We start from the raw sequence: 23,637 nt of genomic DNA, 5'->3' as shown, positions 1-23,637 counted from the left end.
TGCAGGGTCACGGGCGAAGCTGAGACCGTTTCACCCCTTCGGGTGAGCATCGCAGCGCTGCGGGCGGGGAACGGGTGCAGGACAGGCGGTGCCTCCATCCACGCCCCGAGTCGGACGGAGGAGCGATGAACACCCCGGGCAGCGGGCCAACGTCTCTGCACGAGCTCAAACTTGTCGTCCTGGCCGAGCTGGTGATCGCCGGCCAGCCGGAGCGGACCGCCGGCGTGCCGATGGAGGAGGTGCTGTTCGTCCGGCTGGACGCCGACCGCTACGAACTCGGCCTTCACGGTCTCCTTGATGCGGTCGTCGCACTTGAGCGGAATTAGACGCTCGCAGTCCGAACAGCCCGAAAGTGGGCGCCGTGGGTCTCGTCGGCAGCCCGCTCCGGGTCGTCGAGCGGCAGCGGGCATGAGCGTGTGCTCCCACCTCAAGCTTCACGACGAACGACGGTCCGGCTGGAGGGTCCACTCCACCGTGACGGTGACGGCCAGTCGCTGCCGGCCCGGTTCCAGCGGCACCGGCGAGTCCGCCCCGGTTCTGAAGTCCGTGCCGCCCGAGCCCACGCCGCCGCCGGGGGTCACCTCGCTCACCCTGATGACCCGGCCGAGCGGCCTGCCTGCCTCCCGGGCATACAGTTCGGCCTTTGTCCGGGCATCGGCGAAGGCCTTCTTGCGCGCTTCGGTGAGCAGTGCCGTGTCGTCCTCGATCGAGTACCACACACCGTTCAGTCGCGCGGCGTCGCCGCCTGCCGCGATGGCCTCGGACATGACAGCCCCTGCCCGGGGCAGGTTCCGGATGGTCGCGGTGACTCCTTGGCTGGCGGTGTAGCCGGTGATGCCGCCGCCGTCGTCGTCGCGTTGCGAGCTGACGGCGACGTTCGACGTCTGGAGGTCGGCGCTGGTCAGCCCGGCGCGCACCAGCGCGTCCCGCATCCGGGTAGCCGCGGTGTTGGCGCGGTCCAGGGCTTCGTCGACCGCGGACGCGCTGGTCTCCACCGCGAAGCTGGCGGTGAGCGTGTCGGGTTCAGCGGAGACTTCGCCCGTGCCGGTGACCAGCACGCTGTCCGCGGGTTGTCCGGCGGACGGGGAACCCGCCGAGGCGGCCGCCGGCTGACCGCCGAGCAGCGACGACGAGAGAACGGCAAGGGTTGTCAGCGCTACGAGTACGGGCGCGGTGGCACGTGATCGGGACATTCTTCACCTTAGGGTCGTATTACCCCTATTCAAGCTGCCGTGCCCTGGGTTCAGCTTCGCATCTCGCGCATTTGACCGTCAGGAGTGAACGGACGTCGTGCCGGGTTTCGAAAACGGTCGACGACGGCGCTGGTACCGCAGAACCATCGAGACAGTTGGGAGCGCTCCCAATCAATCGGTCCCGCGCGGGGCCGGTTTCCCACCTCCGCCAGGGTGAGGTTCACATGCGCATTCCCCGATGGGTCCGTTGGCAGCCGCAGCAGCGGTGGAGGTCCGAATGAGGTCCCGCCGCCGCACCGCGGTGACCGCGGCCGTCCTGGCGGGCGCGGTGGTGGCGACGGTCGGGGTGGCGCAGTTGCGCACCGCCGACGCCGCCCCCATGGCAGCAGCCGCCTCCACCATCACCGTGGACACCGACCGCCAGTTCGGCAACCTGCGCAAGGCCGGCCTCGGGACGCTCTTCGGGGTGGCCGCCGCGCCCGACACCCCACACGAGCTGATGATCGGCTCGCAGCGGTACCTCAGCCAGCACCAGAGCGCCCAGGGCGACGCCTCCTATCCGACGTCGACCGAGGCGGTCGTCGGCAAGCTGCGGGGCACCGACGTCAAGATGATCGGGCGCTACAACGATCTCATGGGCGGCTGGCCCTACGACTGGAAGGGCACCGCCGACTGGTACTCCAAAGTGGACAGTGCGACCCGCTCCATCCAGTCGTACAAGGACGTCCTGCTCGCTGTCGCACCGTTCAACGAGCCGGACAACAAGCTGCAGGGCGGGTTCGCCCAGGACGCCGCCGTGCCCGGCAACACCTACGACGAGAAGTTCAACTGGCTGTGGACGCAAACGTTCCGCCGCATCCGCGCCATCGACCCGACCGTCCCCATCATGGGGCCGAACTACGAGTTCTACCTCGGCTGGCAGCCCGAACTGCAGACGAAGATGCGCGACTTCCTCGTCAACGCCCGCAACACCGGCACCGTGCCCAACATGATCGGCTGGCACAACCTCGGCCCGAGCCCCGGTGACGTGCCGGAGACGCTCAGCCGGTACTACCGCCCCCTCGAAAACGAGCTCGGCATCCCCGGTCGGCCGCTGCCGGTCGTCATCGAGGAGTACGGCTCGGGCGCCGCGAAGGACTTCGAGGGCGTCCCCGGTTCGATGATCAAACATTGGGCGGAGTTCGAGCGGTACGACGTCGACCACGCGATGATGGGCATCTACACCAACCCGGGGCTGCTGGGCAACACGCTGCGGCGCACCCCGGCGGGGCTCAAGCCGAACGCCGGCTGGCAGATGATGGCCTGGTACAAGGCGATGACCGGCACCCGCGTCGACGTGAGCCGGTGGGACACCCGGCGGTTCCTGGCCTCCGACGGCGTCGCCGGCTGGGACGACGAGCTCCGCACCGTGCAGATCCTCGTCGGCGGCGAGGACAACGACGTCGACGTGCGGGTGCTGGGCCTGGCCCGGCGCGGCCTGACCGGCAACGTACGGGTGCGCGTCGACTCGGCGGTGTGGACGGTCGACCCGCTCGCCACCGACCGCAACGTCCAGGCCGGCGGCGACTGGCAGAGCGCACCGCTCGACCTCCCGGACAGCGCCGTCGAGTTCGCGGTCGAGGCACCGATGACGGGCACCTACCGCCTCGAGGTCGGCTACGCCAACGGCACCACCGCGACGTCCACCCACCAGGTGTACGTCAACGGCGCCGCCGCGGGCACCGTCTCCTACCCGAGCACCGGCGCGTGGTTCGACGGCCCGACCCAGGACCGCGCGGGCCGCATCGCCCCGGTGACGGTCCAGCTCAACGCCGGCACCAACCGGATCCGCCTGCAGAAGGGCGCCGGCTACGCCGAACTCGACTACGTCGAGCTCAAGAAGACCGACGCCTGACAGCGACGTCGCGGTGCCCGGCCGACCCCGGGCACCGCGACCCGCCTCGTTGCACATCCCGTTCGACCCGCCTGTCGGAACGTCCGATGGAGCCGTCCGCCCGGCCGGTCCCATCGACGGCGAACGGTGCTAGCGTCGGGCGTCGATGTTTTCTGGCGAAAGGTCAGGCCGGTCTTGCCGCTGCGTGCACCGACATCGCTCACCCTGGCCGCACCGGCGGCCGGGACGCTGCACGGCACCTCCGCCGGCGTGGGGTGACGCGTGTTCACCGTCTCGGACCTGGTCACCTTCGAGTTCTCCGGCGACGGCTCCGGCGTCGACGACCTGGCGTGGGGGCAGCAGGAGATCTGGCTCGCGATGCGCCGCCAGCGCAGCTGGATCCCGATCGGCGGGCCGAGCACCCTCAAGCCCGGCACCACCGTCGCCGACGTCGTGGACGACCTGCGGTACACGATCGGCCGGTACCAGACGATGCGCACCAAACTGCTCCTCGGTCCCGGCGACCGGGTGCGGCAGGAGGTGTCGGCATCCGGCACGTTCACCCTCGAGGTCCTGGACGCGCCCTCCGACGCCGACCCGGCCGCGTTCGCCGGCGCCGTCTACGACTGGTACCGCACCTGGGACTACGACTACGAGAAGGACTGGCCGCTGCGCGTCGGCGTCGTCCGGCACCGCGGCGCGCTCACCCACCAGGTCTCCGTCGTCACGCACCTGGTCACCGATGCGCTCGGCGGCGTCATCATGATGGACGAGGTGACCCGGCGGGAGCCGGCGCCCGTGGCCGGCCTGCAGCCCCTCGACCAGGTCCGCAGGCAGCGCTCCCCCGCGGGCCGCCGGCAGAACGAGGCCGCCCTGCGCTTCTGGCGGCGCACGCTGCGCACCGTCCCCGCTCGTAGCGTGCCGGAATCCACCGACAGGTGCTCACCCCGCTACCGCGAAGGCCTGCTGCACTCACCCGCCATGCACCTCGCCCTGCGCACCCTCATGGCCCGCCACGAGGTCGACTCGGCGACCGCGCTGCTGACCGTGTTCGCCGCCGCCACCGCCCGCGTCACCGGCGTCGACCCCATCGTCATCCGGCCGATCGTCGGCAACCGCTTCTGGCCCGGCCTCGCCGACGTGGTCTGCCCCGTCAACCAGGCCGGCCTCCTCGTCGTCGCCGACGCGCCGTTTCCCGAGCTCCTGGACCGGGTCCGCCGGGCCGTGCTGTCGACGTACAAGTACGCCAGCTTCGACCCGCTGCAGCTCGCCGCCACCGTTGCCGACGTCGAACGCGAACGCGGCACCACCATCGACCTGTCGGTCCTCTTCAACGACCGCCGCACCACCGACCGCGCCGACCCCGGCACCCCGGTGACCCTGCCCTCGATGGCCGATGCCCTGGCCGCCACCCGCTTGGACTGGCCGCTGGCCCGCGACGACCCGCACGAACCCCTCATGGTCAACGTCGAGGACGCCCCGGACGCGATCGCCGTCCGCATCGTCTTCGACACCCACCACCTGGCCCCCGCCACCGCGGAATCCTGGCTCCGCGCCATGCAGGCCACCGCCGTAACCGCCGCGCTCTCCCCCGCTTCGTAGCCCCCCGGGGCGTGCTTCTCCGATCGGCGCGGGTCCTTCCCGGACGGTTCGGGTCCAGGCACCGCTTGCCGCAAACGGAATCGAGGAGCGGCGTACGATCACTGCGTGGCACGTCAAGGCAGGCAACTGGATCAGCGGTTCACCGCCGCGCTCATGACTGCCCAGGTCGCGGGTGTCCACCTCGGCATCAGTCAGAACACGATCAAGGAATGGATCCGCTCCGGCGACGAGGCGGCGGTCATGCACTCGGTGCCCCCGCCTTCCCCGCACGGCCCTCGGCTGCCGTTCATCGCGCTCGCTGAGGCGCAGATCCTGCGCGAACTACGCAACGCGAAGCTGTCCATGCAGCACATCAGGGCGGGCGTGGCCCGCCTCCGCAAGCTCACCGGCGAAGAGTACGTCCTCGCCACCCGCACCATTGCGACCGATGGTGTCGACCTGCTGTTCAACGCAGCGTCAGAGGTCGCTCCGGAGTGGGTGCGGGCGGTTGACGGACAGGCCGGCATCCGGCAGGTCGTCGAGACCGCTATCAAGTTCGTCTCCTACGCCGACGACGGCTATGCCGAGCGGGTCACCCTGAAACCCTATGGCGCCGCACAGGTCATCATCGACCCGCGTTTCGGCTTCGGACAGCCGGTCTTCGAGGCCAGCAAAGTCCCTGTCGAGACGATCGCGGACCTGTTCTACGGCGGTGGGGAGTCGGTCGAGGACATCGCCGACGAATACGATCTGAGCACTGAGGACGTGGAGACGGTGCTGCGAGTGATGGCCCGGCGTGCCGCTTGAGTTCCTGGCTGACCGCAACCTCGGGAAGCGGGTCGTCGCGGCGCTCCGCGAGGCCCGACTGACGGTCCATACGCTGGCGGACGTCTTCGGCGAGACGGACTCACAATTGGTCGAGGATACGAGTTGGATCGCTCATGCCGGCAGCCGCCGTTGGGCCTGCTTGACCAAAGACCGCCGGATCCGGCACGTCACCCTCGAGCGCGAATGCGTCGTCGACCACGGGGTCAAGCTGTTTGCACTGGCGAACGCCAACCTGAACTTCGCGGACATGATCGCGGCGTTCCTCGCGGCGCGGCGGCGGATGGCTGAATTGTGCGCCGATGACGGCAGCGGCGGGCAGATCTGGGTGGTCCAGCGCGACGGCCGCCTCGAGGTGGTCTGGCCTCAGCCCGACTGAGCGGAAGGACGGCGGCAAGAGCCGGCTCGGCGCGCCGCTGGCAGCACGGTCCAGTTGGGCGCGGCCGTGGCCCGTCCGCATCGCAGACCAGTTGTGAGCGCATCGTCCCGGCGACGAGCCTTACCGCGCGGTGTCCGCGCTCGGCACGGCGGTCTCCTTCTTGCCGCCGAGCTCGACGGTCCGGCTGACGATCAGGAATGCGGCGACGGCTGCCGCGGTTGCGGCCATGATGATCAGCGGAATGCGGTAGTGCAGGAGTGACACGAGCGCGGCGCCGAGGGCTATGGACAGGGTCTGTGGTCCGCTGGTCAGGAGTTCGGCCGTGGCGAACACCCGGCCCTGCAGCGCGGGCGGCGAGAGGCGTTGCAGCAGGGTGTGGCCCGAGACGAGGAGCCAGGCGAGGCCTGCGCCGAAGAGGGCGAGCGCCGCGACGACCACCCCGAGCAACGGCACCGTGAGCAGCGCCGCGCCGCAGCCGAAGACCGCGACGCCGACGCCGGCGGTCGTGGTCTCGCCGAAGCGGCGGACGGCCAGCGGGGCGGTGAGGCCGGCGGCGACCGCGCCGACGCCCTGTGCGCACAGCAGCGCGGCGACGAAGGTCGCGGGTCTGTGCAGGGCCTCGTCGTTGATGGCGTAGATGAGTGTCTCGCTGAACCCGACCACGATCAGCACCGAGGCGGTGGCCGCGATGATGGTGCGCAGCCGCGGAACGCCGGCGATGTGGCGCCAGCCGGCGGCGAGGGCGGTGAGCGGCTGTCCGAGCGGCGCCGGGCGTTCCTCGCGCACCCTCAGCAGCGACACGGACGCCGCCCCCGCGGCGAACGTCACGGCGTCCAGGGCGATGACGACCGCGGGGCCGTGCCAGGCGTAGATCGCCGCCCCGGCGAGCGGCGCGACAAGCTTGAGTCCTTCGCGCAGCGTCTGCAGGACGGAGTTCGCGTTCGGCAGCAGCGCGGGCTCGAACAGGCCGGTGAGCAACGCCGACTGCGCCGCGCCGAGGATCGTGAACCCGGCGCCGTTGACGAACATCACGACGTAGACGAGCCAGACGTCGGCGGGACCGTCGACCGTCAGCAGCAGCAGTACCGCGGCGCCGACGACGAGGTTGGTGCAGACGAGCAGCGGCCGCCTGCGGAACCGGTCCGCGAGCAGGCCCGCCACCGGCGCGAGCAGCAGCGGGGCCGCGAAGGCGAAGAAGATCATGCCGGCCGCCGCGCTGGAGCCCGTCATGTCCTTGACCCAGATCCCGGCGGCCATCCACATCGAGCTGTCACCGAAGAGCGACAGTGCCTGGCCGCCGAAGAAGATCACACCGTTGCGACCCGTGAGGACGTCACGCATCGCGCATCGGGTGCACGAACGCGAGCACCTCGACGGGCACCGCGTCCGCCGGCCGCAGCGACGGGTCCGGCAGGCGGTCCTGGTACTTGAGCAGCACGGCCCGCATCTCCGCGACGACGCCGGCCAGCTCTTCCGGCGTGACGTGGAGGACCACCTGCGTCAACGCGGTATCGGACGGCGCGTCGCTCTCCCAGTGCTGCCGCAGGCGGGCCAGGTAGTGCTCGCGGAACACCTTCTCGGTCGCCGCGCCGGCGCCCTCCCCGTCCATGGCGAACCGGAACCCGGGCCGCACCAGCCGCCACGGCCGCTCCCGCGCCCCCGGCCGCCCCGCGTCGGCGACGAACCCGTACTTGGCGAGCTGCCGCAGATGGAACGAGCAGGTGGTCGGTGTCTCGCCGATGTGCGCCGCCGCGGCGGTCGCGGTGAGCGGCCCGTGCAGCCCGAGCGCCTCGATCAGCGCGATTCGGACCGGATGGGTCAGCGCCCGCATCGCCCGGGGGTCGGCGATCGGCTCCTCGTCACTTGTGAGAGACACCTCTTAAGAGAAATCTCTCAAGAGTATTCTGTCAAGTTGTACCGGGTTGGACCCTCAGAACAAAGAACACGCCGGGTGAAAACTTGAACTGTTCCAGACTGGTGTTCTATGTTGATCGCGTGACGTTCGACTTCGAGGCGCAGTTGCGGGCGGCCTCGTTGCGGGTGACCCGGCCGCGGCTGGCCGTGCTCGGCGTGCTGCGCGAGCACCGGCACGTCGACACGGACACGGTGATCTCGCTGGTGCGGGCGGAACACCCCATGGTGTCCCACCAGGCGGTCTACGATGTTCTGCGAGCGCTCACCGACGCCGGCCTGGTGCGGCGCATCCAGCCGCCGGGCACGACCGCCCGCTACGAGTCACGGGTCGCGGACAACCACCATCACGTCGTGTGCCGCTCCTGCGGCGCGATCGCCGACGTCGACTGCGCCGTCGGCCACGCTCCCTGCCTCACCGCCTCGGACGATCACGACTACGTGGTCGACGAGGCGGAAGTCGTGTATTGGGGCACCTGCCCCGACTGCGTAACTCCAAGCACACCCGGTCCGTTCGGATGAAAGTCGGAAGGAAGTAGATGAGCGACACCCAGGACACGACGGGCGGCTGCCCGGTCGTGCACGGCAGCGAGAGCGAGAACCCGGCGATCGACTCGCCGACCCCGAAGACCGGCGGGCGGCCGCGCACCAACCGCGACTGGTGGCCCAACCAGCTCGATCTGTCGGTGCTGCACGCCCACTCGTCCAAGGGCAACCCGCTGGGCGCGGACTTCAGCTACGCCCAGGAGTTCGCCAAGCTCGACGTCGAGGCCCTCAAGCGTGACATCACCGAGGTCCTCACCACGTCGCAGGACTGGTGGCCGGCCGACTTCGGGCACTACGGCGGTCTGATGATCCGGATGAGCTGGCACGCCGCCGGCACGTACCGCATCCACGACGGCCGCGGCGGTGCCGGTGACGGCGGGCAGCGTTTCGCCCCGCTCAACAGCTGGCCCGACAACGCCAACCTCGACAAGGCCCGCCGGCTGCTGTGGCCGGTGAAGGCGAAGTACGGCCAGAAGGTCTCGTGGGCCGACCTGCTCGTCCTGGCCGGCAACGTGGCACTGGAGTCGATGGGCTTCAAGACGTTCGGCTTCGGCTTCGGCCGCGCGGACGTCTGGGAGCCCGAGGAGATCTTCTGGGGGCCGGAGGACACCTGGCTCGGCGACGAGCGGTACACCGGCGAGGCCGAGATGGCGTCCGACGTCGGCGCGGCCGAGATGGGCCTCATCTACGTCAACCCGCAGGGTCCCCGCGGCAACGCCGACCCGCTGGCCGCGGCGTACTTCATCCGCGAGACGTTCGCCCGCATGGCGATGAACGACGAGGAGACCGTCGCCCTCATCGCCGGCGGCCACACCTTCGGCAAGGCGCACGGCGCCGGCAACGCCGACGGCCACGTGGGCCCGGAGCCGGAGGGTGCGCCGCTGGAGTCGCAGGGCTTCGGGTGGCTCAGCACGCACGGCAGCGGCAAGGCCGGCGACACGATCACCAGCGGTCTCGAGGTGACCTGGACCGACAAGCCGACCGAGTGGAGCAACCGCTTCTTCGAGATCCTGTTCGGCTACGAGTGGGAGCTCACCACGAGCCCCGCCGGCGCCAAGCAGTGGGTCGCCAAGGACGCCGAGGCGATCATCCCGGACGCGCACGACCCGGCGAAGAAGCACAGGCCGACGATGCTCACCACCGACCTCTCGCTGCGGGTGGATCCGGCGTACGAGAAGATCTCCCGCCGCTTCCTGGAGAACCCCGACGAGTTCGCGCTCGCGTTCGCCAAGGCGTGGTACAAGCTGCTGCACCGCGACATGGGTCCGGTCTCCCGCTTCCTGGGCCCCTGGGTCGCCGAGCCGCAGCTGTGGCAGGACCCGGTCCCGGCAGCCTCGGACGCGCTGGTGGGTGACGCCGACGTCGCCGCGCTCAAGGCGAAGGTGCTGGAGTCCGGCCTGAGCGTCGCCCAGCTGGTCTCCACCGCGTGGGCGTCGGCCGCGACCTTCCGCTCCACCGACAAGCGCGGCGGTGCCAACGGTGCCCGCATCCGCCTCGAGCCGCAGCGCAGCTGGGAGATCAACCAGCCGGAGCAGCTCGCGACGGTCCTCGGCACCCTCGAGGGCATCCAGCAGGAGTTCAACGCCGCGGGTGGCGCGCAGATCTCCCTCGCCGACCTCATCGTGCTCGCCGGTTCGGCGGCCGTGGAGAAGGCGGCCCGCGACGCGGGCGTCGAGGTGACCGTGCCGTTCCACGCGGGCCGCACCGACGCTTCGCAGGAGGACACGGACATCGAGTCGTTCCGGGTCCTGGAGCCGCGCGCCGACGGGTTCCGCAACTACCTGCGTGCCGGCGAGAAGACCCAGCCGGAGATCCTGCTCATCGACCGCGCGTACATGCTGAACCTGACCGCGCCCGAGATGACCGTCCTCGTCGGCGGTCTGCGCGCCCTCGGCAACAACGTCGGCGGCGGCCGGCACGGCGTGTTCACCGACCGGTCCGGCGTGCTCACCAACGACTACTTCGCCAACCTGCTCTCCCCGGGGACGCAGTGGAAGGCGTCGGCGTCCGACGAGCACGCCTACGAGATTCACGACCTCGCCTCCGGCGACGTGCGGTGGACCGCGACCGCGGCCGACCTCATCTTCGGCTCCAACTCGCAGCTGCGGGCCCTGGCCGAGGTCTACGCCAGCGAGGACGCCCGCGACAAGTTCGTGGCCGACTTCGTCGCGGCGTGGACGAAGGTCATGGAGCTGGACCGCTTCGACCTCGTCTGACAGTGACTGATTGAGGGCCCGGCCGCTTCGGCCGGGCCCTCAGCAGAGCGGGACGCCGTTGCGGCAGGCCTGCGCGATGTTCCTGTCGTGCTCGGCGACGGTGTCGGCGAACGCGGACCTGCCCGACGCGTCGATCGCCACGAAGAACAGCCAGTTCTCGCCCGGCGTCGGGTTCATCGCCCCGCGCAGCGCGTGCTCGCTCGGGCTGTTGATCGGCCCGAGCGGCAGACCGACCTTGCCCACCGTGTTGTACGGGTTCTTCGGATCGTCGAGCTCCGCGTCCGACAGCTGCCCGGAGTGCTTCGGCTCCTTGCCGTTGATCTCCAGCCAGTAGTTCGCCGTGACGTCGAACTGCAGCGGCATCTTCGCCTTGTACGCACGGTTGTACGCCACCCGGGCGATGCGCGGCAGGTCCTCCTCGATGCCCGCCTCCGCCTGTGCCAGTGAGGCGACGATCAGCGCCTCGTACGGGCTGACCGACAGCGCCGACCGGACGTGCTCGACGAACCCGATCTCGTCGGCGGCCTTCAGGAACTGCCCGATCATCTCCTTGAGGATCGTCTCCGCGGTCGCGCCCGGCGGGAACTCGTAGCTCAGCGGGAACAGGAACCCCTCGACCGACCGTTTCGACGGTCTGCCGTCGCGGCGGTCGAACCAGAGCGCGGGCACACCGAGCGCCACGGGGTCCTTCGCCGCCGCCTCGAAGTCCGCGAACGGGATGCCCGTCTCCTTCGCCAGCGCCCTGAACGTCGCCAGGTAGGACAGCCCCTCGCGCAGGGTCGTGCGGCTGACGACCTTGTTGCCGAGGTCGAGCAGCATCGCGAGGGCGTCCGTCGCGCGCATCTGGCTGCGCAGCCGGTACGTGCCGGGCTGGATCTTCGCGCTGCGCGGGTCGCCGGCGGCGGCCTCGACGAACGCCTCGGTGCTCTTCACGACGCCCTTCGCGAGCAGGGCCCGCGCGATGGCTCCCGCCGTGTCGCCGTCCTTGACCTCGACGACCACCTCGCCGGTGCCCGCGGACCCGTAGTCGGCCGGCGGGACGAGCCCGCGGATCCTGTCGGCGCCGAGATACGCCCCGCCGCCCAGCACCACGAGCACGAGCAGCACCACCAGCAGCGACCGTCCACGGCGGGCCGGTGCGGCGGGCCGACGGCGACGGTGGTGGCCGTCGTCCGGCCACGTTTGCTCGAACTCGTCGGTCCGCACGGACGTCAGCGTATGCGCGCCGCGCGGCGGTGACGATCCACCGGCCGGGTCACACTTCGCCCGGCCGGCGGATCTTCCGGTTTCAGCGCATCGACATGTACAGCCGCTGACCGGCGGGCCGGTAGCCGACGCGGGTGTAGACCCGCCAGGAGTCCTCACCGGACGCCTCGAGCCAGGCGACCTCCGTCCCGCCGGCGAACAGCCGTCGGGTCAGGTCGGCGGTGACGGCGCCCGCGAGGCCGAGGCGGCGGTGCGGGGCGCACACGGCGATCCCGGCGACCTCGCTCACCGCATCGGCCGGTGGGACGGCCCCGCCGCCGCCCGCGCACGTGTCACCGGTGACGGCCATGACGGCGAACCCACCGGCCTCCTGCGACCGGCGCATCCGTGCCACGTCCGCCGGGGTGGCGACGGGTTCCCCGCCGAACGCCTCGTGCTGCGCGCCGATCAGCGCCGCCCGCAGCTCGTCGTCGTCCGGTGTCAGCAGTGTGTACCGATCGGGAGTCGCCGGGATCTCCAGCGTCCCGGGACGGCAGCACAGATAGGTGTGCCGGGCCTCCACCGCGAACCCGGCGGCGCTCAGCAGCGATTCGAGCTCCGGGGCGCAGCCGGCGACGTATTCCAGGCGCGGCGTGCGGTCGGCGGCGCGGAACGCCTGCACCAGGCCGTCGACGTCGGCGGCGGTGATGACCGCGCCGGGGCGCGGGGTCGCGTAGTTGATGTTGGGACTCTGCGTCGTCGGGTCGATGCCGATCACGAACGGGCCGGTGTGCACAGGCGCGGGCCGGTTGGACAGGTTGACGACGACGGACTGCTGGATGCGGGCATCCATGGTCACTGGGGTTACCTCAAGACGTGGGAAGACCAACGATGGACGTTTATGGCCGCCCAACGGTGACAAGGTCAGCGCTTGGCGCTTGACCGTCGCTCAGGCGGCCGCTCGGCCAACCCGGATCACAGGCTTCATTCCCTCGGCGAATCACCTGGCCACGCCGCGCGCGTGGCCAGGTGTCACGCTGCCGCACACGCCACTCGTTGTCAACTTCGCGCCGGGTTGATCACGGTTCGGCTTCGATCCCGCAACATGCACGTTCAACTGTGGACATATCGACCTTTTCTCCCGACGGTCGGCGAGAAAGTGTCTGGGGTCGTCTTTATGATCGGCGGGCCTTTTGATGCATCAACACGGGGAGCACGACATGCGTTTGCACCGAACCCTTCTGGCGCTGGCCCTCACCGCCACGGTGGGACTGGCCTCCGGCTGCGCCGAGGACACCAGCACCGACCAGGCCGCCACGGCCGCCGCCAGCAGCGCGGCCGTGCCCAGCCCGACCCTCGACCTCAAGGCCAACACCGAGGCGGTCTGCAAGGGCCTCGTCGCGGTCTACGAGGCCGAGAAGACGGAGATCGTCACGGTCCTCAGCACCCTGGTCTCGGCCGGCCTCAAGGGCGACAAGGCGGCCACCGCCGACGCCAAGGCGAAGGGCGAGGTGGTCCTCGCCCGCGTGAAGAAGGCCGCCGACGCCGAGCTCGCCAAGGCCGCCGACCCGGCCGCGAAGGCCGCCCTCGAGACCTACGTGACCACGTTCGCGAAGCAGTTCACCGTCGAGGCCCTCGACGACGCGGCCCTGGAGGCCGAGATGGACAAGGCCACCGCCGAGGCCGTCAAGTACTGCCCCGCCCTGGACAAGTAGCGCTCTGACCGGCCCGGTGGGTGCCGTGGTTCCTCGCCGTGGCAGGCGGTGGAGGAACCTGCTCACCGGGCTGGGGCGCGCCCGGTCCGGCCGGCTGGTCCCTGCCGCGCGGGGGCTCCGCCGTCACGGCTGATGGTCGGGCCCGGTGCGGCAGCGGGTCACGCCCCGCCGGGCCGGCACGGTTCGGCGGAGGCGCCCGCACCGGGAGCGACGCACCGCTGCCGGGCTCCTGTTCGCGGCCACCGACGGGGACGCGTTCCGCGACCGGCGCACCCTCCCGTGCCGCCTGGTCCCCCGCGCTTCCACCACGTGCCGGTCCCCGCGTCGCCCGACACGCGCCTCCATCACGCGCCCTCGTCCCCGCGTCACCGTCCGCCCGCCGGCGTCGGATCCGCGATGCTGCCCCGCCGCGGTGGCGGACGTTAGGGTGGTGCGGAAGCCACGGTCGGCCGGGGGTGCCATGGCGCACGCGGACACAGCGTTCGAGCAGGATCGCGACGGCACGGTGCAGGTCTGGCGCGACGGCACCTTCAGAGGCTCCGGCTTCTTCGTGGCGGCGGACCTGGTGGTCACCTGCTCGCACCTGTTCCGTGACGGTGTCGACGGCGTCGAGGTGGTGTGGCGCGACCGGTCCGTCGCCGGCGAGGTGCTCTTCCGCGACCCGGCCACCAGGCCGAGGCTCGGCGGCATGTTCGACTTCCCCGACCTCGCCTTCATAGGCCTGCGGGCGTCCATCGACGTGCCGGTGTCCTACCTCGACGACGGTCCGGTCGCGGACGGGCGGCAGCTGGAGATCGCCGGTTTCCTGGAGCACCCCGGGCAGTCCGGCATCTCCGCGGCGCACCTGCCGGTCGAAGTGAACGGCACCTTCGGCAGATACCGGGCGGTCGATGCCCGCAACGCCATCCCGGGTGGGCTGAGCGGATCTCCCGTCGTCGACCCGGCCACCGGCCACGTCCACGGCATGCTCAAAGCGGGCGCCGAGGACCGCGCGCACGGTGGGTTGTTCGTCAAGGCGGGCGACATCCGGACGACGATGGCGCGACAGGCCGACCTGCTCGCGGCCCCGATCAGCAGGCCGCCGCTGCGACGTCCGGACGCGTCCTCCTGGCAGCATCAGCTGCTCGTCGCGCAGCAGCATCGCGCGCGGACAGGTTATCCGTATGAGATCGCCCGGCCGAGCAGGCGCGACCTTCCGTCGCCCATCTCCGTGTACGTGGAGCGGCACACCCAGCAGCGACGACCACGGGTCCGGGCACAGCACCGGCCGACATCGCTGCGCCCCACCAAACCGGTCGTCATGACGCCGGAGGAGATGATCCGGGCGCACCGCAACGCGCTCGTCGTCGGCGATCCCGGCAGCGGCAAGTCGACGCTGCTCGGTCACCTGGTGTACCAGTGCGCCGACTGGTGGCTGCACCACGCGGACATAGAAGGGGACGACCGGAGGACCTGGCTGGGCCCGGTGCTCGCGGTCCGCTGCGCGGCCACCGACCTGGTGGGGTCGCAGCCCTGGCTGGAGCTCGTCGCCGCGGCCGTCGCCGCGAGCCTGGGCGCCGACCAGACGGTCACGTTGCCGCCGGCGGTGTTCGGCGAGCCCCCGATGCCCGGCGTCGACTGGTTGCTCCTCGTCGACGGGCTCGACGAGATCCACAACCCGCGGCAGCGTGAGGTGCTGATCAGGACGCTGAGCAACCGGATGGGGATGTACGGCTCGTCGATGCGGATCGTCATCGCCACGCGGGAGCTCCCCGACCGGGAACTGAAACTCCTGCGCGCCGGCCTGGGCAGCCCGGTCGGCCCGGGCAGTACGGCCCGGGTGGGCGACTTCGTCCTGCGCCTGTTCGACTGGACGCGGGTCGAGGAGTTCGCCGAGAAGTGGTACCGGCCCGGGGCAGGCGAGCACTCGGCCGTGCCCCCCGAGGACTTCCTGCGCCAGGTCACGTCCAGCGGCCTGCAGGAGATCGTCAAGGTGCCGCTGCTGGCGACCATCGCCGCGCTCGTGTACGAGGAACGGCCGACGGCGCCCCTGCCGATCGACCGCACCGGCCTGTACGAGACGTTCGTCGACGCCCTGCTCAACGGTCGGCTGCTGCGCACGGACAGCCTCGCGATGTTGAAGGCGAACGTCCGCCGGCACGGCAGCTCCGCCGAGGAGTTCGTCAACTTCCTGTACGAGCAGCGCCGCGACTGCCTGGGAGACCTGGCGCTGCACCGGATGCGGGGCGACGGCCGCCCGTGGCCGGAACTGCTGACCGAGTGGCTCACGCGGCGGGGGCGCCGGGCGCCGGCCGGGGTCACCGAGGCCGACCTGCGCGAGGTGCTGCTCAGCACCGGTCTGCTGTTCCCCCGCGGTGGCGACCTGGCCTTCATCCATCAGAGCTTCGCCGACTACCTCGCCGCCACGGTCGACGCCGCCGAGTTCGACGTGGGGCGATGGCAGCGGCGGATCGCGGTGACCGGCCTGGACGGTCCGAGCCTGTTCGCGCTGGCCGTCTGGACCCGCCGCGGCAACGACCCGCTGCCCGTCTTCGCCCGCCTGCTGCGCCGCACCAGCGATGAGCAGGTCGACTGGCTCGCGCACGTCGCGGCGCTGATCGACGACGGCGGACCACTGGTCAGGATCGACGTCGGGGCGTTCACCACGACCGTCGAGCGGGGCATCAGGCGGATGCGGGTGCCGGTCGACCGGGCGTTGCCGTCGCTGGATCGCGTGCTGCGTGGCGTCCTGCAGCGCACCGGTGACGGGGCCTTTCTCACCCGGATCGCCACGGACCGGATGGTGGGCGCGGTCAAACGGGTCGAGGCGGCCCGCGTCCTGGTCGAGAGCGGCGCCGGTGCCGACCGGGCGACGGGCCTGCGGGTGCTGGTGCGGCTCGCGCACGAGGATCGGGTCAGCCCCGACGACCGGCTCTGGGCGTTGCGGACGCTCGGCGAGGTGGGCGGGACGCACGAGCGGCGCGCCGCCGTCCAACGCATGACCCAGACCGCGGAGACCACGGCATCGGAGGCGACGCGGGTCAGGGCGCTGATCCTGCTGGCGTACATGAGTGAGCTGCCGGCCGCCACGTCCGCGCTCGTGCGCCGGGGAGTCGACAGCAGACGCACGGTCGTCGACCGTCTCGGCGCGCTGGAAACGCTGGGCATCCTGCACGCCGCGGTGCACGAGGGCCGGGACGGATGGCGGGAGGCGGAGGAGTACGCGGGCGGACTCGCGGCGACCAGCGAAGTGTGGCGCCCGCCGCGACAATCGGACGGCGACGAGCGCAACGCACGGGTCGAGTCCCTGTCCAGCTACGCGACGCAGGTCGCCTCGGCGATCGCCGAGGTCCAGGTGTACGACCCCGACCGCACCGAGACGTTCCTCGCGGTGGTGATGCGGGACCGGACGCTCACCTGGTGGCAGCGGCTGTCGATCGCCCGCGCGTTGCGGGGCTCCTCGCATGACGGGCCGGCCCGCCGCACCGTGGACCACCTCGCCGCCGACGAACGCGACAGCGCGGCGAACCGGGTCGCGTCGCTGTGGCTGTTCGCCGACCCGCTGCAGAACGACGCCACCGCGGATCTCGTCCGAGGCCTCGCGGGAGATGCCGCCCTCGCCGTCGAACTGCGCCGCGAATGCCTGACGTCCCTGATGCACCATTGCGGCTGGGAGGACGGGTTCTTCCACGACTTCGCCGGCGACCCGCGGCAACCGCCGGCCCTGCGGGTGCACGCGGTGCTGCTGATGGCACGGGCGCCGGAGCCGTCGCACGACGCGCCGCTCCTGCTGCAGGGGCTGCGCACCGAGTTCCGTGGACGGCCGGGGGCGCTGGTCGCCGTGACCGCCGGAGCCGCATCGTTGCTCGGCGACCGGGTGTTCGGCTGGCTCGCCACGCAGGTCGGCCGGTTGGTGCGACGGCTGTTGCTCCGGCTCGCCGTGACCGGCTACGAGACCGCCGACGAGGAGGACGTCAGGGCATGACCAGCTGGAGCCAGGCGGTGACGGGATCGGTGCAGCCGGCGACCGGCGACCGCTCGCAGTATCCGACGTTCCACCAGCCGAGCAGAACGAGCACCAGCATCAGGATGAGGTTGCCCGACAGCCCGCCGACCCCGACCGCCCGGGCACGCAGGAACCTGAGTCCCGCCTGCGCGGCCCGCGTCGCCGCGACGAGCGTGTCACCCAGCCCGTAGACAACGGCCGGCGGACGGAGCCGGCACAGCCGGAAGCAGGACGAGAGCAGGAAGTCGACGCCCAGCAGCAGGACGCCCACCAGGACCGTGAGCGCGTTCGCCAGCGCGAAGACGGAGCTCAGCACCAGCGGCAGGACCCGCCAGAGCGCGATTCTCACCGCTATCAGGACCGTGATCGCCATGGCAGGGAACGCGAGCACCGGCCCGTCGCTGCCGAGCGGCCAGGACAGGGTGTCGCGCATCCACGCGTACAGGCTGTCGAGCGCCGTCATCCAGGAGGCCCGGAGTCGTCAGGTGAAAGCTGAGCTCCGAGGACGTCGACGATCCGGCCGAACCTGGTCACGGCCGCGTGCAGCGCCGCCGCACGGTCCTCCGCGGCGATGCCGGCGGCCGGGTCGAGGGCGCTGACCGCGGCGTCGAGCAGGTCGCGGTCCCGGCGCACGGCCGCCGCCGCGAGTGCGGCGGTGTCCTCGTCCGCCGGCGGCCGGTCCAGCGCGCCGGTCTCCAACAACTGGTGCAGCAGCTGCCGCTGCGCCGCGTCGATGACCGTCGACACGTATGACACCTGCAGGTCTGTCAGCTCGACGCCGCAGGCGAGCGTGAGCCTCCCGGGCCACACGCCGTGCAGCCTGGCCACGACCGCTTCACCGGAGGTCCGGCCGAGCCGCCGGCCCAGCTCGTCGCCCAACGCGCCGGCGCAAGCGGCCCGCGGGTCGGTGACCCGGTGGTGCACCAGCGCGACCGGGTCGACCACCCGCATCGTGCCGGACGCGCGGACGGCGACGACCCGGGCCGGGCCGGTGGGGACCTCGACGTCCAGCAGGACCGGCGATGGACGCACGTCGACCTCATAGACCACATACGGGCCGCGCCACCACAGCTCACCGGCGGTGTAGCCGCCCTTCGGAGCGCTCAACCGGCCGCCGGCGCTGCGATACACGAACACCGATCCGGGAGCACCGGCCCGCCTGGCCAGCAACGGCAGGCGGCGAAGCTCCTCCACGTACAGGACGGGATTGTGCCCCGGAATCATCGGTGCGCTTCCTCCGGGTCGGCGTCGCTGCACACGCGGTAGGCAACGTTGTACCGCATGTGATGGCCCACGGCAAGGCGACCCTTCGACAGGTTCATGCCCGCCCACCGACCGTTACGATGCGAGCACCGCGACCCCGGAGGACGGCACATGCACGTCGATGACGGACAGCAGCTCGTCGGCAAGGACGTTCTGGCCAGCAGTGGCGACCGGCTCGGCCTGGTCAGCGCCATCCACGTCGCCCTGGACAGCGACGAGGTCATCCTGCTGCAGGTCATCGCCGACGCCGACCTGGAAGCCGTCGTCCCGGCGACCACCGCGCGCTTCGACCCGGCGACCGGCGACGTCACCCTGCCGTACAGCACCGACGAGGTCCGCCACGGTCCGGCGCTGCGGTCCGGCGTCAACATGTCCGTCGGCGAGACCGCCGCCGTGTTCGACTACTACCACGCCGGCCAGGTCGATCTGCGGGGCAGGTCGCTGACCGAGCGGGTGACCGGTCTCGGCGACGTCAGCGCGACCGGCCGCAGCGTCCGGCCGCTGCCGCCGATCGTCGTGACCCGCCCGTCGGTGAGCCCGGCCAGCACCACCTTCCCGGACGCCGAGGGGGACCGTTGAGCGGAGGCGACGCGACAGAGCCGCTGGAACGCGCGAACGACCGGATCCGCGACGCCAGCAAATGGCTCGTGGCGAGCGCCGCCGCCGTCGGCGCCGCGCTGATCGCCGGCAGCCAGCTCTCCGACATCGGCCATCTCCCGGTCGGCGCGCCGACCACGGTCGAGCACGCCCGGCTGTGGGTCGCGGTCGTCGGGGCGATGGTCGGACTGCTCGCCGTCGTGCATGTCATCTGGCGCGCCGTGCAGATCCTGCTGCCGGCGATGGTGACGCTCGAGACCCTCCACGCCGTCTGGGACGCGCCGCCGCGCGACCTCCGCCGCGTGGTCACGTTCTTCCGGGACCAGCCCAGATACCTGCAGGGTTTCGACACCCCCGGCGAGTTGATCCGATACCGCACCGAACGGGCGAACGCGTTGGCCGGCACGCCGGACCTGCCCGGCCTGACCGGCGATGAGCGCGAGCGGCTCGTCACCGACATCCAGGACGAGCTCGGCGGCCTCGACCAGCGGGTCACCACCATCGAGGTGATGGCGGCCCATGAGTTGCTGAAGTCGCAGTTCCACGGGGCACTCCCCCGGCTGCTGGTGTCCGCCGGCCTGGCCGCGCTCGGTGTGACCGCCTTCGCCTGGGCCGCCAATCCCGCCGACCGGCCGGCCACCGCGGACCTGCGAAACGTGCGGCTGGTCAACGCTTTCCTCCGGGACAGCGACCTGCGCGACGCGAAGCTGGACCACGCCGACCTCACCGGCGCCGACCTCACCGGAGCGGATCTCACCGGAGCGTCCATCGTGGGCACGATCTGGCGCGACACCACCTGCCCCGACGGCAGGAACAGCGACGACGTCGGCGGCACCTGCGCGGGCCACCTGTCATGACCGGCACGTCCGCGCTCAGCGGGGTGCCGGCACGCACGCCGGGCACCGGTTGGGTGGGCCTCCGGCGGGCAGCGTGCCGCCGGAGGCCCTGATCAGGAGAAGAAGCCGACGATGGAGTCCCAGATCGAGCGGACGGCGTTGCGGATCGAGGCCCACAGGTACTGTGCGGCGCCCCGCAGCCAGGACAGGAAGTTGTCGACGCTGGCGAGCACGGTCCGGCGCTGATTCGTCCCCATCGCGCGCAGCATCGCGATGATCTGCTGCTCCTCCGCGGCGGAAAGATTGGACATTGGCTGATTTCCTTTCGGCCGTGGCGGTTCAGTAGAAGAGGCTGCGCAGGGCCTGCCAGAACTCGCCGGCCACATTGCGGATTTTGCGGTACAGGTCAGCCGCCAGGCCGACCGCGTCGGCGAGCCAGCTCAGCAAAGCGGACGCCGTCCGCAGAATGACCTCGATCCTGTCGCGATCCTCCTTGCGGAGCATCTCGATGATCCGCTGCTCCTCCGCGCTGGTCAGCTGCACGGTGCTCATCCTCCCTGATTCTCGGCACGCCATTTGCGCACGAACTCCTGGACCTCGGGAGCCGCCAGTTCGAACGGGTCGGCGGTGTCCTTCGGCAGTTTCCAGGCGGCTTTCCCGGCCGCGCCGATGAGCGTGATCATCAGGTCGTCGAGCCGGTACCGCCGGTCCGCCGAGTAGAAGTTGATCGACTCCGCGGCGAGCCCCGGGACCTGGCCGGCGAGGCGCTTGGTGATGTCCCGGCACCGGCGCGCGATGGTGTCGGCCATCTCCGGCTCGGGGTGGTTGAGTTTGGTGTTCCACTGCCGCGGCTCCATCAGGTCGACCTTGTTTAGGCCGACCACGAGCTGCTTGACCTTGCCGGAGCCGTTGCCCTTGCGCATGGCCGGCAGGACCACGTCGGTGAAGATCCGCTGGTCCTCGCCGAGGAGCCGTTCGTCGGCCTGCATGACGTACAGGACGACGTCGACCTTGGGCAGTTCTTCGCGGTAGATCTCCTCGAAGACCTTGTCCTCGGCGATGCCCTCGCCGAGGCCGGGCATGTCGATGACGTGCATGACGCCGCCGCCACGCAGGCCGTACTCCTTGTGGTGCGCCTCCGAGGTGCCGCGCAACGCGTGGCTGACCTTCAGCTCGGCGGAGAACAGGTTGTTGATGGTCGTGGTCTTGCCGACACCGGCCTTGCCGATGACCGCCACCTTCGGCGGGTTGGTCGCCCGCTCGTGCGAGACGAGCGTCTCCAGCTGCTGAGCCGTCTCGTTGCCGAGGATCTCCCGCAGGCCGTCGCTGGCCTTGCCGGACTGGGTGAGCTCGAAGATGCCTCGGAGGAAGGACGTGCGCTTGTCCATTTTCAGCCCTTCGCCGGTGCCGCCGTCAGAGCGGCTCGGATGTGTTCGGTGATGACGTCGAGGCCCCATCCGGTGGGGGTGGCGCACCAGACGATCGACTCGATGCCGAGCGCGGTGCTGTACGGTGCGAACTTCGCGAACACGTTGCCGGCCTGCTCCCGCAGGGACACGAGCTGGCCGGGCGAGGGCCGCCCGGCGGCCTCGTCCCAGTCGTTCGGCCCGATCGTGTCGGCCTTGGTGAGCACCACCGTCATGCCGGTCGCCCCGATCGCGTCGGCGAGATCGACGAGCGCTTCCTGGTCCGGGCGGAACACCCGCGGGTGGCAGGACGTCACCCAGACGATGTGATCCACCGTCGGCAGCAGGGACTGGTACAGCGCCCGGTACTGCTGCTCGGTCTCGACGCTCTCCGCGAAACCGGGGGTGTCGACGACCTCCACCGGCTCCGGCATGCCCGGGATCCGCACGATCTCGCGTTGCAGGTCCAGCGTCGTCGCCGCGTATCCGCCGGTCTTGAAGTCGAGCCCGAACAATGCGTTGACCAGCGAGGTCTTACCCGACCCGCATTTACCGAGGAACGCCACGCGCATCGTTGCCCTTTCTGATGGATCCGGCCGCGCACTGATGACCGTCGGCCCTCATTTCCTCGTCACTCAAAGGTCGCAACCCTTTCTGAAGGACGCGCCATGCGGCACACACTCTTCTTGACGGACAGCGCCGCGAAAGAACAGGTAACGCCACACCCATCCGCGAATGAACGTCCGGCAGCCTTCGACAGGCCGGAAATGGCCTTTTCGACAACGGCGCACAGAACCGTCCGAATCGGGCCGGCAAAAGCGCAGCCTACGGTTACCGTGCCGCCCGACGCCGAAAGCCACGACGTTTCGTCATCGGCTCCGTGTCAGCTGCCGGGGGTCCGGTCGATCACCTTTGCCCGCGCCTCTGGGCGCTTCAGGCGGCGTGATGCGCGCTGAGCAGGCGGCCGGCGAGGTCGGCGCCGCGGGCCGCGAACGGGACCCACGCGTCCGGGGTGCGGTCCAGGTAGCGCTGCGCGTTGGCGCGCCGGCACGCCCGTTGCGTCCAGTAGGCGAGGCGGCCGGCGCGGACCTCGAACCGGACGAGGAGGTCGTCGGTCCAGCCGTAGATCTCGCAGTCGCCACCGGTCAGGACGGTGACCTTCTGCTCGGCCACGAGCCAGTCGATCGCCTCGAGCTCCTCGTGTACCTTCGCCGCCAGCTCGAACGCGAGCCCGGCCGAGGCCTTGTCCCGCTGCTGGATCAGCTGCTCCCGGACGGTGTCGATCGCGGCGGGCTCGCGGCGCAGCACGGCGATCGTCGCGGCGAGGAACGTGTCGCGGTGGGTCGCGTCGACGCCCCGGACCCGGGCCATGTCCCGCTCCGACCCGGTGAGCCGCGCGCCGGTGTAGCCGAGCGGCAGCACCCGCCCGAGCCCGGAGATCGCGAGCCGCGCCTGCGTGCCGCCGAGATACGGGCCGAACACCTCACCGGCGTCGTCCGGACCGAACGGGCCGTAGTCGACGACGAGCCGCGGGCCCTTCTTGTCGACCCGCAGGTAGATCGGCACCTCCAGGCCGCCGCGGATCCGATTCCAGCGCGGCTTCGAGCGCTCCAGCAGGTTGCGCTCCAGCCAGGCGGCCTCGTGCACCGAGTCGCACGCGACGGCCTCGACCTGCTCGATCTGCGCGACCATCCTGGTCAGGTGCCGGCGGCCCTTGAGGTTCGTCCAGTACGAGCCGACCCTGCTCCGCAGATCCGTGGCGCGCCCGATGTAGAGCACCTTGCCGCGCTCGTCGCGGAACCGGTACACCCCCGGTGTGCCCGGCAGGGCCGCCGCCGCAGTCCGAGCCGCCGTCTTCACGTCGCGGAAGCCTACCCGTCGCGCACCTCCGGTGCCGGCTCGGCGCAGGCGTGGGCCGCTGCGGGTGGGAAGTCGACGGTGATGCGGAGGCCGCCGCCGGACGGGCCCGGGTGGGCGGTGAGGGTGGCGCGGTGGGCGTGGGCGACGGCTGCGACGGCTGCGACAGGTGGCCGCCGGCAGCAGCGCCGCGGTGAGCAGCGCCATGACGAGTGCCCCGGCCAGTGGGACGCCGGCCGGGGCGAGTGCGCGGAGCGGTATCCACCGGT

General features: G+C 71.0%; 23 protein-coding genes. 11 read left to right on the top strand and 12 right to left on the bottom strand.

Annotation, left to right across the window (positions count from 1 at the left end; all coding sequences use genetic code 11):
* Nucleotides 1–125 precede the first annotated feature (125 nt).
* Entirely contained in the window at nucleotides 126–326 is a 201-nt protein-coding gene (locus ABZS58_RS19370) for a hypothetical protein (RefSeq protein ID WP_354783224.1), read from the top strand.
* A gap of 108 nt (nucleotides 327–434) precedes the next feature.
* On the opposite strand, the gene ABZS58_RS19365 is transcribed toward ABZS58_RS19370, so the two are convergent.
* Complete coding sequence (locus tag ABZS58_RS19365) at nucleotides 435–1,058, bottom strand: SIMPL domain-containing protein (RefSeq protein ID WP_354783222.1); 624 nt, start codon at nucleotides 1,056–1,058, stop codon at nucleotides 435–437.
* A 412-nt stretch (nucleotides 1,059–1,470) separates the two neighbouring features.
* On the opposite strand from ABZS58_RS19365, the gene ABZS58_RS19360 reads away from it, so the two are divergent.
* From ABZS58_RS19360 to ABZS58_RS19345, 4 genes are all read left to right on the top strand, one after another.
* Nucleotides 1,471–3,087 carry a CBM35 domain-containing protein gene (locus ABZS58_RS19360; protein ID WP_354783220.1) on the top strand — a complete coding sequence of 539 codons (1,617 nt, stop codon included), beginning with the start codon at nucleotides 1,471–1,473 and terminating at the stop codon, nucleotides 3,085–3,087.
* A 261-nt stretch (nucleotides 3,088–3,348) separates the two neighbouring features.
* Complete coding sequence (locus ABZS58_RS19355) at nucleotides 3,349–4,668, top strand: condensation domain-containing protein (RefSeq protein ID WP_354783218.1); 1,320 nt, start codon at nucleotides 3,349–3,351, stop codon at nucleotides 4,666–4,668.
* Between the two features lie 105 nt (nucleotides 4,669–4,773).
* Nucleotides 4,774–5,454 (top strand): DUF433 domain-containing protein, encoded by a 681-nt coding sequence (locus ABZS58_RS19350; protein WP_354783216.1) that lies wholly within the window; start codon nucleotides 4,774–4,776, stop codon nucleotides 5,452–5,454.
* Nucleotides 5,444–5,851, top strand: a complete 408-nt coding sequence (locus ABZS58_RS19345) for a hypothetical protein (protein ID WP_354783214.1) — start codon at nucleotides 5,444–5,446, stop codon at nucleotides 5,849–5,851. The genes ABZS58_RS19350 and ABZS58_RS19345 overlap by 11 nt, the downstream gene beginning before the upstream one ends.
* Before the next feature lie 120 nt (nucleotides 5,852–5,971).
* Here ABZS58_RS19345 and ABZS58_RS19340 read toward each other — a convergent pair whose 3' ends face one another.
* Nucleotides 5,972–7,192, bottom strand: a complete 1,221-nt coding sequence (locus ABZS58_RS19340; protein ID WP_354783212.1) for an MFS transporter — start codon at nucleotides 7,190–7,192, stop codon at nucleotides 5,972–5,974.
* Entirely contained in the window at nucleotides 7,185–7,727 is a 543-nt protein-coding gene (locus ABZS58_RS19335) for a helix-turn-helix domain-containing protein (protein WP_354783210.1), read from the bottom strand. Before ABZS58_RS19335 ends, ABZS58_RS19340 begins: the two co-directional genes overlap by 8 nt.
* Nucleotides 7,728–7,846: 119 nt before the next feature.
* On the opposite strand from ABZS58_RS19335, the gene ABZS58_RS19330 reads away from it, so the two are divergent.
* Nucleotides 7,847–8,284, top strand: coding sequence for a Fur family transcriptional regulator (locus ABZS58_RS19330; RefSeq protein WP_354783208.1), 438 nt, complete (start codon nucleotides 7,847–7,849; stop codon nucleotides 8,282–8,284).
* Between the two features lie 17 nt (nucleotides 8,285–8,301).
* Entirely contained in the window at nucleotides 8,302–10,524 is a 2,223-nt protein-coding gene (gene katG, locus ABZS58_RS19325; RefSeq protein ID WP_354783206.1) for a catalase/peroxidase HPI, read from the top strand.
* 39 nt (nucleotides 10,525–10,563) lie between these two features.
* Here katG and mltG read toward each other — a convergent pair whose 3' ends face one another.
* Nucleotides 10,564–11,730, bottom strand: coding sequence for an endolytic transglycosylase MltG (gene mltG, locus ABZS58_RS19320; RefSeq protein ID WP_354783204.1), 1,167 nt, complete (start codon nucleotides 11,728–11,730; stop codon nucleotides 10,564–10,566).
* An 82-nt stretch (nucleotides 11,731–11,812) separates the two neighbouring features.
* A complete protein-coding gene (locus tag ABZS58_RS19315; RefSeq protein WP_354783331.1) occupies nucleotides 11,813–12,562 on the bottom strand; it encodes a GNAT family N-acetyltransferase in 750 nt (249 codons plus the stop codon).
* A 367-nt stretch (nucleotides 12,563–12,929) separates the two neighbouring features.
* Between ABZS58_RS19315 and ABZS58_RS19310 the strand changes: the two genes are divergently transcribed.
* Nucleotides 12,930–13,424 (top strand): hypothetical protein, encoded by a 495-nt coding sequence (locus ABZS58_RS19310; RefSeq protein WP_354783203.1) that lies wholly within the window; start codon nucleotides 12,930–12,932, stop codon nucleotides 13,422–13,424.
* A 460-nt stretch (nucleotides 13,425–13,884) separates the two neighbouring features.
* Nucleotides 13,885–17,388 carry a trypsin-like peptidase domain-containing protein gene (locus tag ABZS58_RS19305; protein WP_354783201.1) on the top strand — a complete coding sequence of 1,168 codons (3,504 nt, stop codon included), beginning with the start codon at nucleotides 13,885–13,887 and terminating at the stop codon, nucleotides 17,386–17,388.
* Here the strand turns inward: ABZS58_RS19305 and ABZS58_RS19300 are convergent.
* Nucleotides 17,378–17,872: a hypothetical protein gene (locus tag ABZS58_RS19300; protein WP_354783199.1), complete on the bottom strand. Its 495-nt coding sequence runs from the start codon at nucleotides 17,870–17,872 to the stop codon at nucleotides 17,378–17,380. The two genes, ABZS58_RS19305 and ABZS58_RS19300, sit on opposite strands and share 11 nt — an antisense overlap.
* Nucleotides 17,869–18,633 (bottom strand): hypothetical protein, encoded by a 765-nt coding sequence (locus tag ABZS58_RS19295; protein WP_354783198.1) that lies wholly within the window; start codon nucleotides 18,631–18,633, stop codon nucleotides 17,869–17,871. The genes ABZS58_RS19300 and ABZS58_RS19295 overlap by 4 nt, the downstream gene beginning before the upstream one ends.
* A 150-nt stretch (nucleotides 18,634–18,783) precedes the next feature.
* Here ABZS58_RS19295 and ABZS58_RS19290 point away from each other — a divergent pair, with 150 nt between their 5' ends.
* Nucleotides 18,784–19,251 carry a hypothetical protein gene (locus ABZS58_RS19290; RefSeq protein WP_354783196.1) on the top strand — a complete coding sequence of 156 codons (468 nt, stop codon included), beginning with the start codon at nucleotides 18,784–18,786 and terminating at the stop codon, nucleotides 19,249–19,251.
* On the top strand, nucleotides 19,248–20,126 hold the full coding sequence (locus ABZS58_RS19285; protein ID WP_354783194.1) for a pentapeptide repeat-containing protein: 879 nt from the start codon (nucleotides 19,248–19,250) through the stop codon (nucleotides 20,124–20,126). Before ABZS58_RS19290 ends, ABZS58_RS19285 begins: the two co-directional genes overlap by 4 nt.
* Nucleotides 20,127–20,218: 92 nt before the next feature.
* Here ABZS58_RS19285 and ABZS58_RS19280 read toward each other — a convergent pair whose 3' ends face one another.
* The 5 genes from ABZS58_RS19280 to ABZS58_RS19260 all read right to left on the bottom strand — a co-directional run bounded on the left by ABZS58_RS19280 (nucleotide 20,219) and on the right by ABZS58_RS19260 (nucleotide 23,371).
* A complete protein-coding gene (locus ABZS58_RS19280; RefSeq protein ID WP_354783193.1) occupies nucleotides 20,219–20,416 on the bottom strand; it encodes a hypothetical protein in 198 nt (65 codons plus the stop codon).
* Between the two features lie 28 nt (nucleotides 20,417–20,444).
* Nucleotides 20,445–20,657 carry a hypothetical protein gene (locus ABZS58_RS19275; protein WP_354783192.1) on the bottom strand — a complete coding sequence of 71 codons (213 nt, stop codon included), beginning with the start codon at nucleotides 20,655–20,657 and terminating at the stop codon, nucleotides 20,445–20,447.
* Nucleotides 20,654–21,493 (bottom strand): GTPase, encoded by an 840-nt coding sequence (locus tag ABZS58_RS19270; protein WP_354783190.1) that lies wholly within the window; start codon nucleotides 21,491–21,493, stop codon nucleotides 20,654–20,656. Before ABZS58_RS19270 ends, ABZS58_RS19275 begins: the two co-directional genes overlap by 4 nt.
* A gap of 2 nt (nucleotides 21,494–21,495) precedes the next feature.
* The gene (locus ABZS58_RS19265; protein WP_354783188.1) at nucleotides 21,496–22,083 is read right to left on the bottom strand and encodes a GTPase; all 588 of its coding nucleotides are present in this window, start codon (nucleotides 22,081–22,083) and stop codon (nucleotides 21,496–21,498) included.
* 361 nt (nucleotides 22,084–22,444) lie between these two features.
* Complete coding sequence (locus tag ABZS58_RS19260; protein ID WP_354783187.1) at nucleotides 22,445–23,371, bottom strand: GIY-YIG nuclease family protein; 927 nt, start codon at nucleotides 23,369–23,371, stop codon at nucleotides 22,445–22,447.
* Nucleotides 23,372–23,637: the final 266 nt, after the last annotated feature.

Origin of the sequence: Dactylosporangium sp. NPDC005555, assembly GCF_040605635.1 — a bacterium.
Classification (GTDB): Bacteria; Actinomycetota; Actinomycetes; order Mycobacteriales; family Micromonosporaceae; genus Dactylosporangium.
This window is presented reverse-complemented; position numbering and strand designations above follow the sequence as displayed.

What these genes read in the sequence shown, in the direction of transcription:
- ABZS58_RS19290 (WP_354783196.1), top strand. Translation starts at nt 18,784, where the DNA reads ATGCACGTCGATGACGGACAGCAGCTCGTCGGCAAGGACGTTCTGGCC.
- ABZS58_RS19310 (WP_354783203.1), top strand. Translation starts at nt 12,930, where the DNA reads ATGCGTTTGCACCGAACCCTTCTGGCGCTGGCCCTCACCGCCACGGTG.
- ABZS58_RS19265 (WP_354783188.1), bottom strand. Translation starts at nt 22,083, where the DNA reads ATGCGCGTGGCGTTCCTCGGTAAATGCGGGTCGGGTAAGACCTCGCTG.
- ABZS58_RS19305 (WP_354783201.1), top strand. Translation starts at nt 13,885, where the DNA reads ATGGCGCACGCGGACACAGCGTTCGAGCAGGATCGCGACGGCACGGTG.
- ABZS58_RS19300 (WP_354783199.1), bottom strand. Translation starts at nt 17,872, where the DNA reads ATGACGGCGCTCGACAGCCTGTACGCGTGGATGCGCGACACCCTGTCC.
- katG (WP_354783206.1), top strand. Translation starts at nt 8,302, where the DNA reads ATGAGCGACACCCAGGACACGACGGGCGGCTGCCCGGTCGTGCACGGC.
- ABZS58_RS19370 (WP_354783224.1), top strand. Translation starts at nt 126, where the DNA reads ATGAACACCCCGGGCAGCGGGCCAACGTCTCTGCACGAGCTCAAACTT.
- ABZS58_RS19275 (WP_354783192.1), bottom strand. Translation starts at nt 20,657, where the DNA reads ATGAGCACCGTGCAGCTGACCAGCGCGGAGGAGCAGCGGATCATCGAG.
- ABZS58_RS19280 (WP_354783193.1), bottom strand. Translation starts at nt 20,416, where the DNA reads ATGTCCAATCTTTCCGCCGCGGAGGAGCAGCAGATCATCGCGATGCTG.
- ABZS58_RS19360 (WP_354783220.1), top strand. Translation starts at nt 1,471, where the DNA reads ATGAGGTCCCGCCGCCGCACCGCGGTGACCGCGGCCGTCCTGGCGGGC.
- ABZS58_RS19340 (WP_354783212.1), bottom strand. Translation starts at nt 7,192, where the DNA reads ATGCGTGACGTCCTCACGGGTCGCAACGGTGTGATCTTCTTCGGCGGC.
- ABZS58_RS19295 (WP_354783198.1), bottom strand. Translation starts at nt 18,633, where the DNA reads ATGATTCCGGGGCACAATCCCGTCCTGTACGTGGAGGAGCTTCGCCGC.
- ABZS58_RS19315 (WP_354783331.1), bottom strand. Translation starts at nt 12,562, where the DNA reads ATGGATGCCCGCATCCAGCAGTCCGTCGTCGTCAACCTGTCCAACCGG.
- ABZS58_RS19270 (WP_354783190.1), bottom strand. Translation starts at nt 21,493, where the DNA reads ATGGACAAGCGCACGTCCTTCCTCCGAGGCATCTTCGAGCTCACCCAG.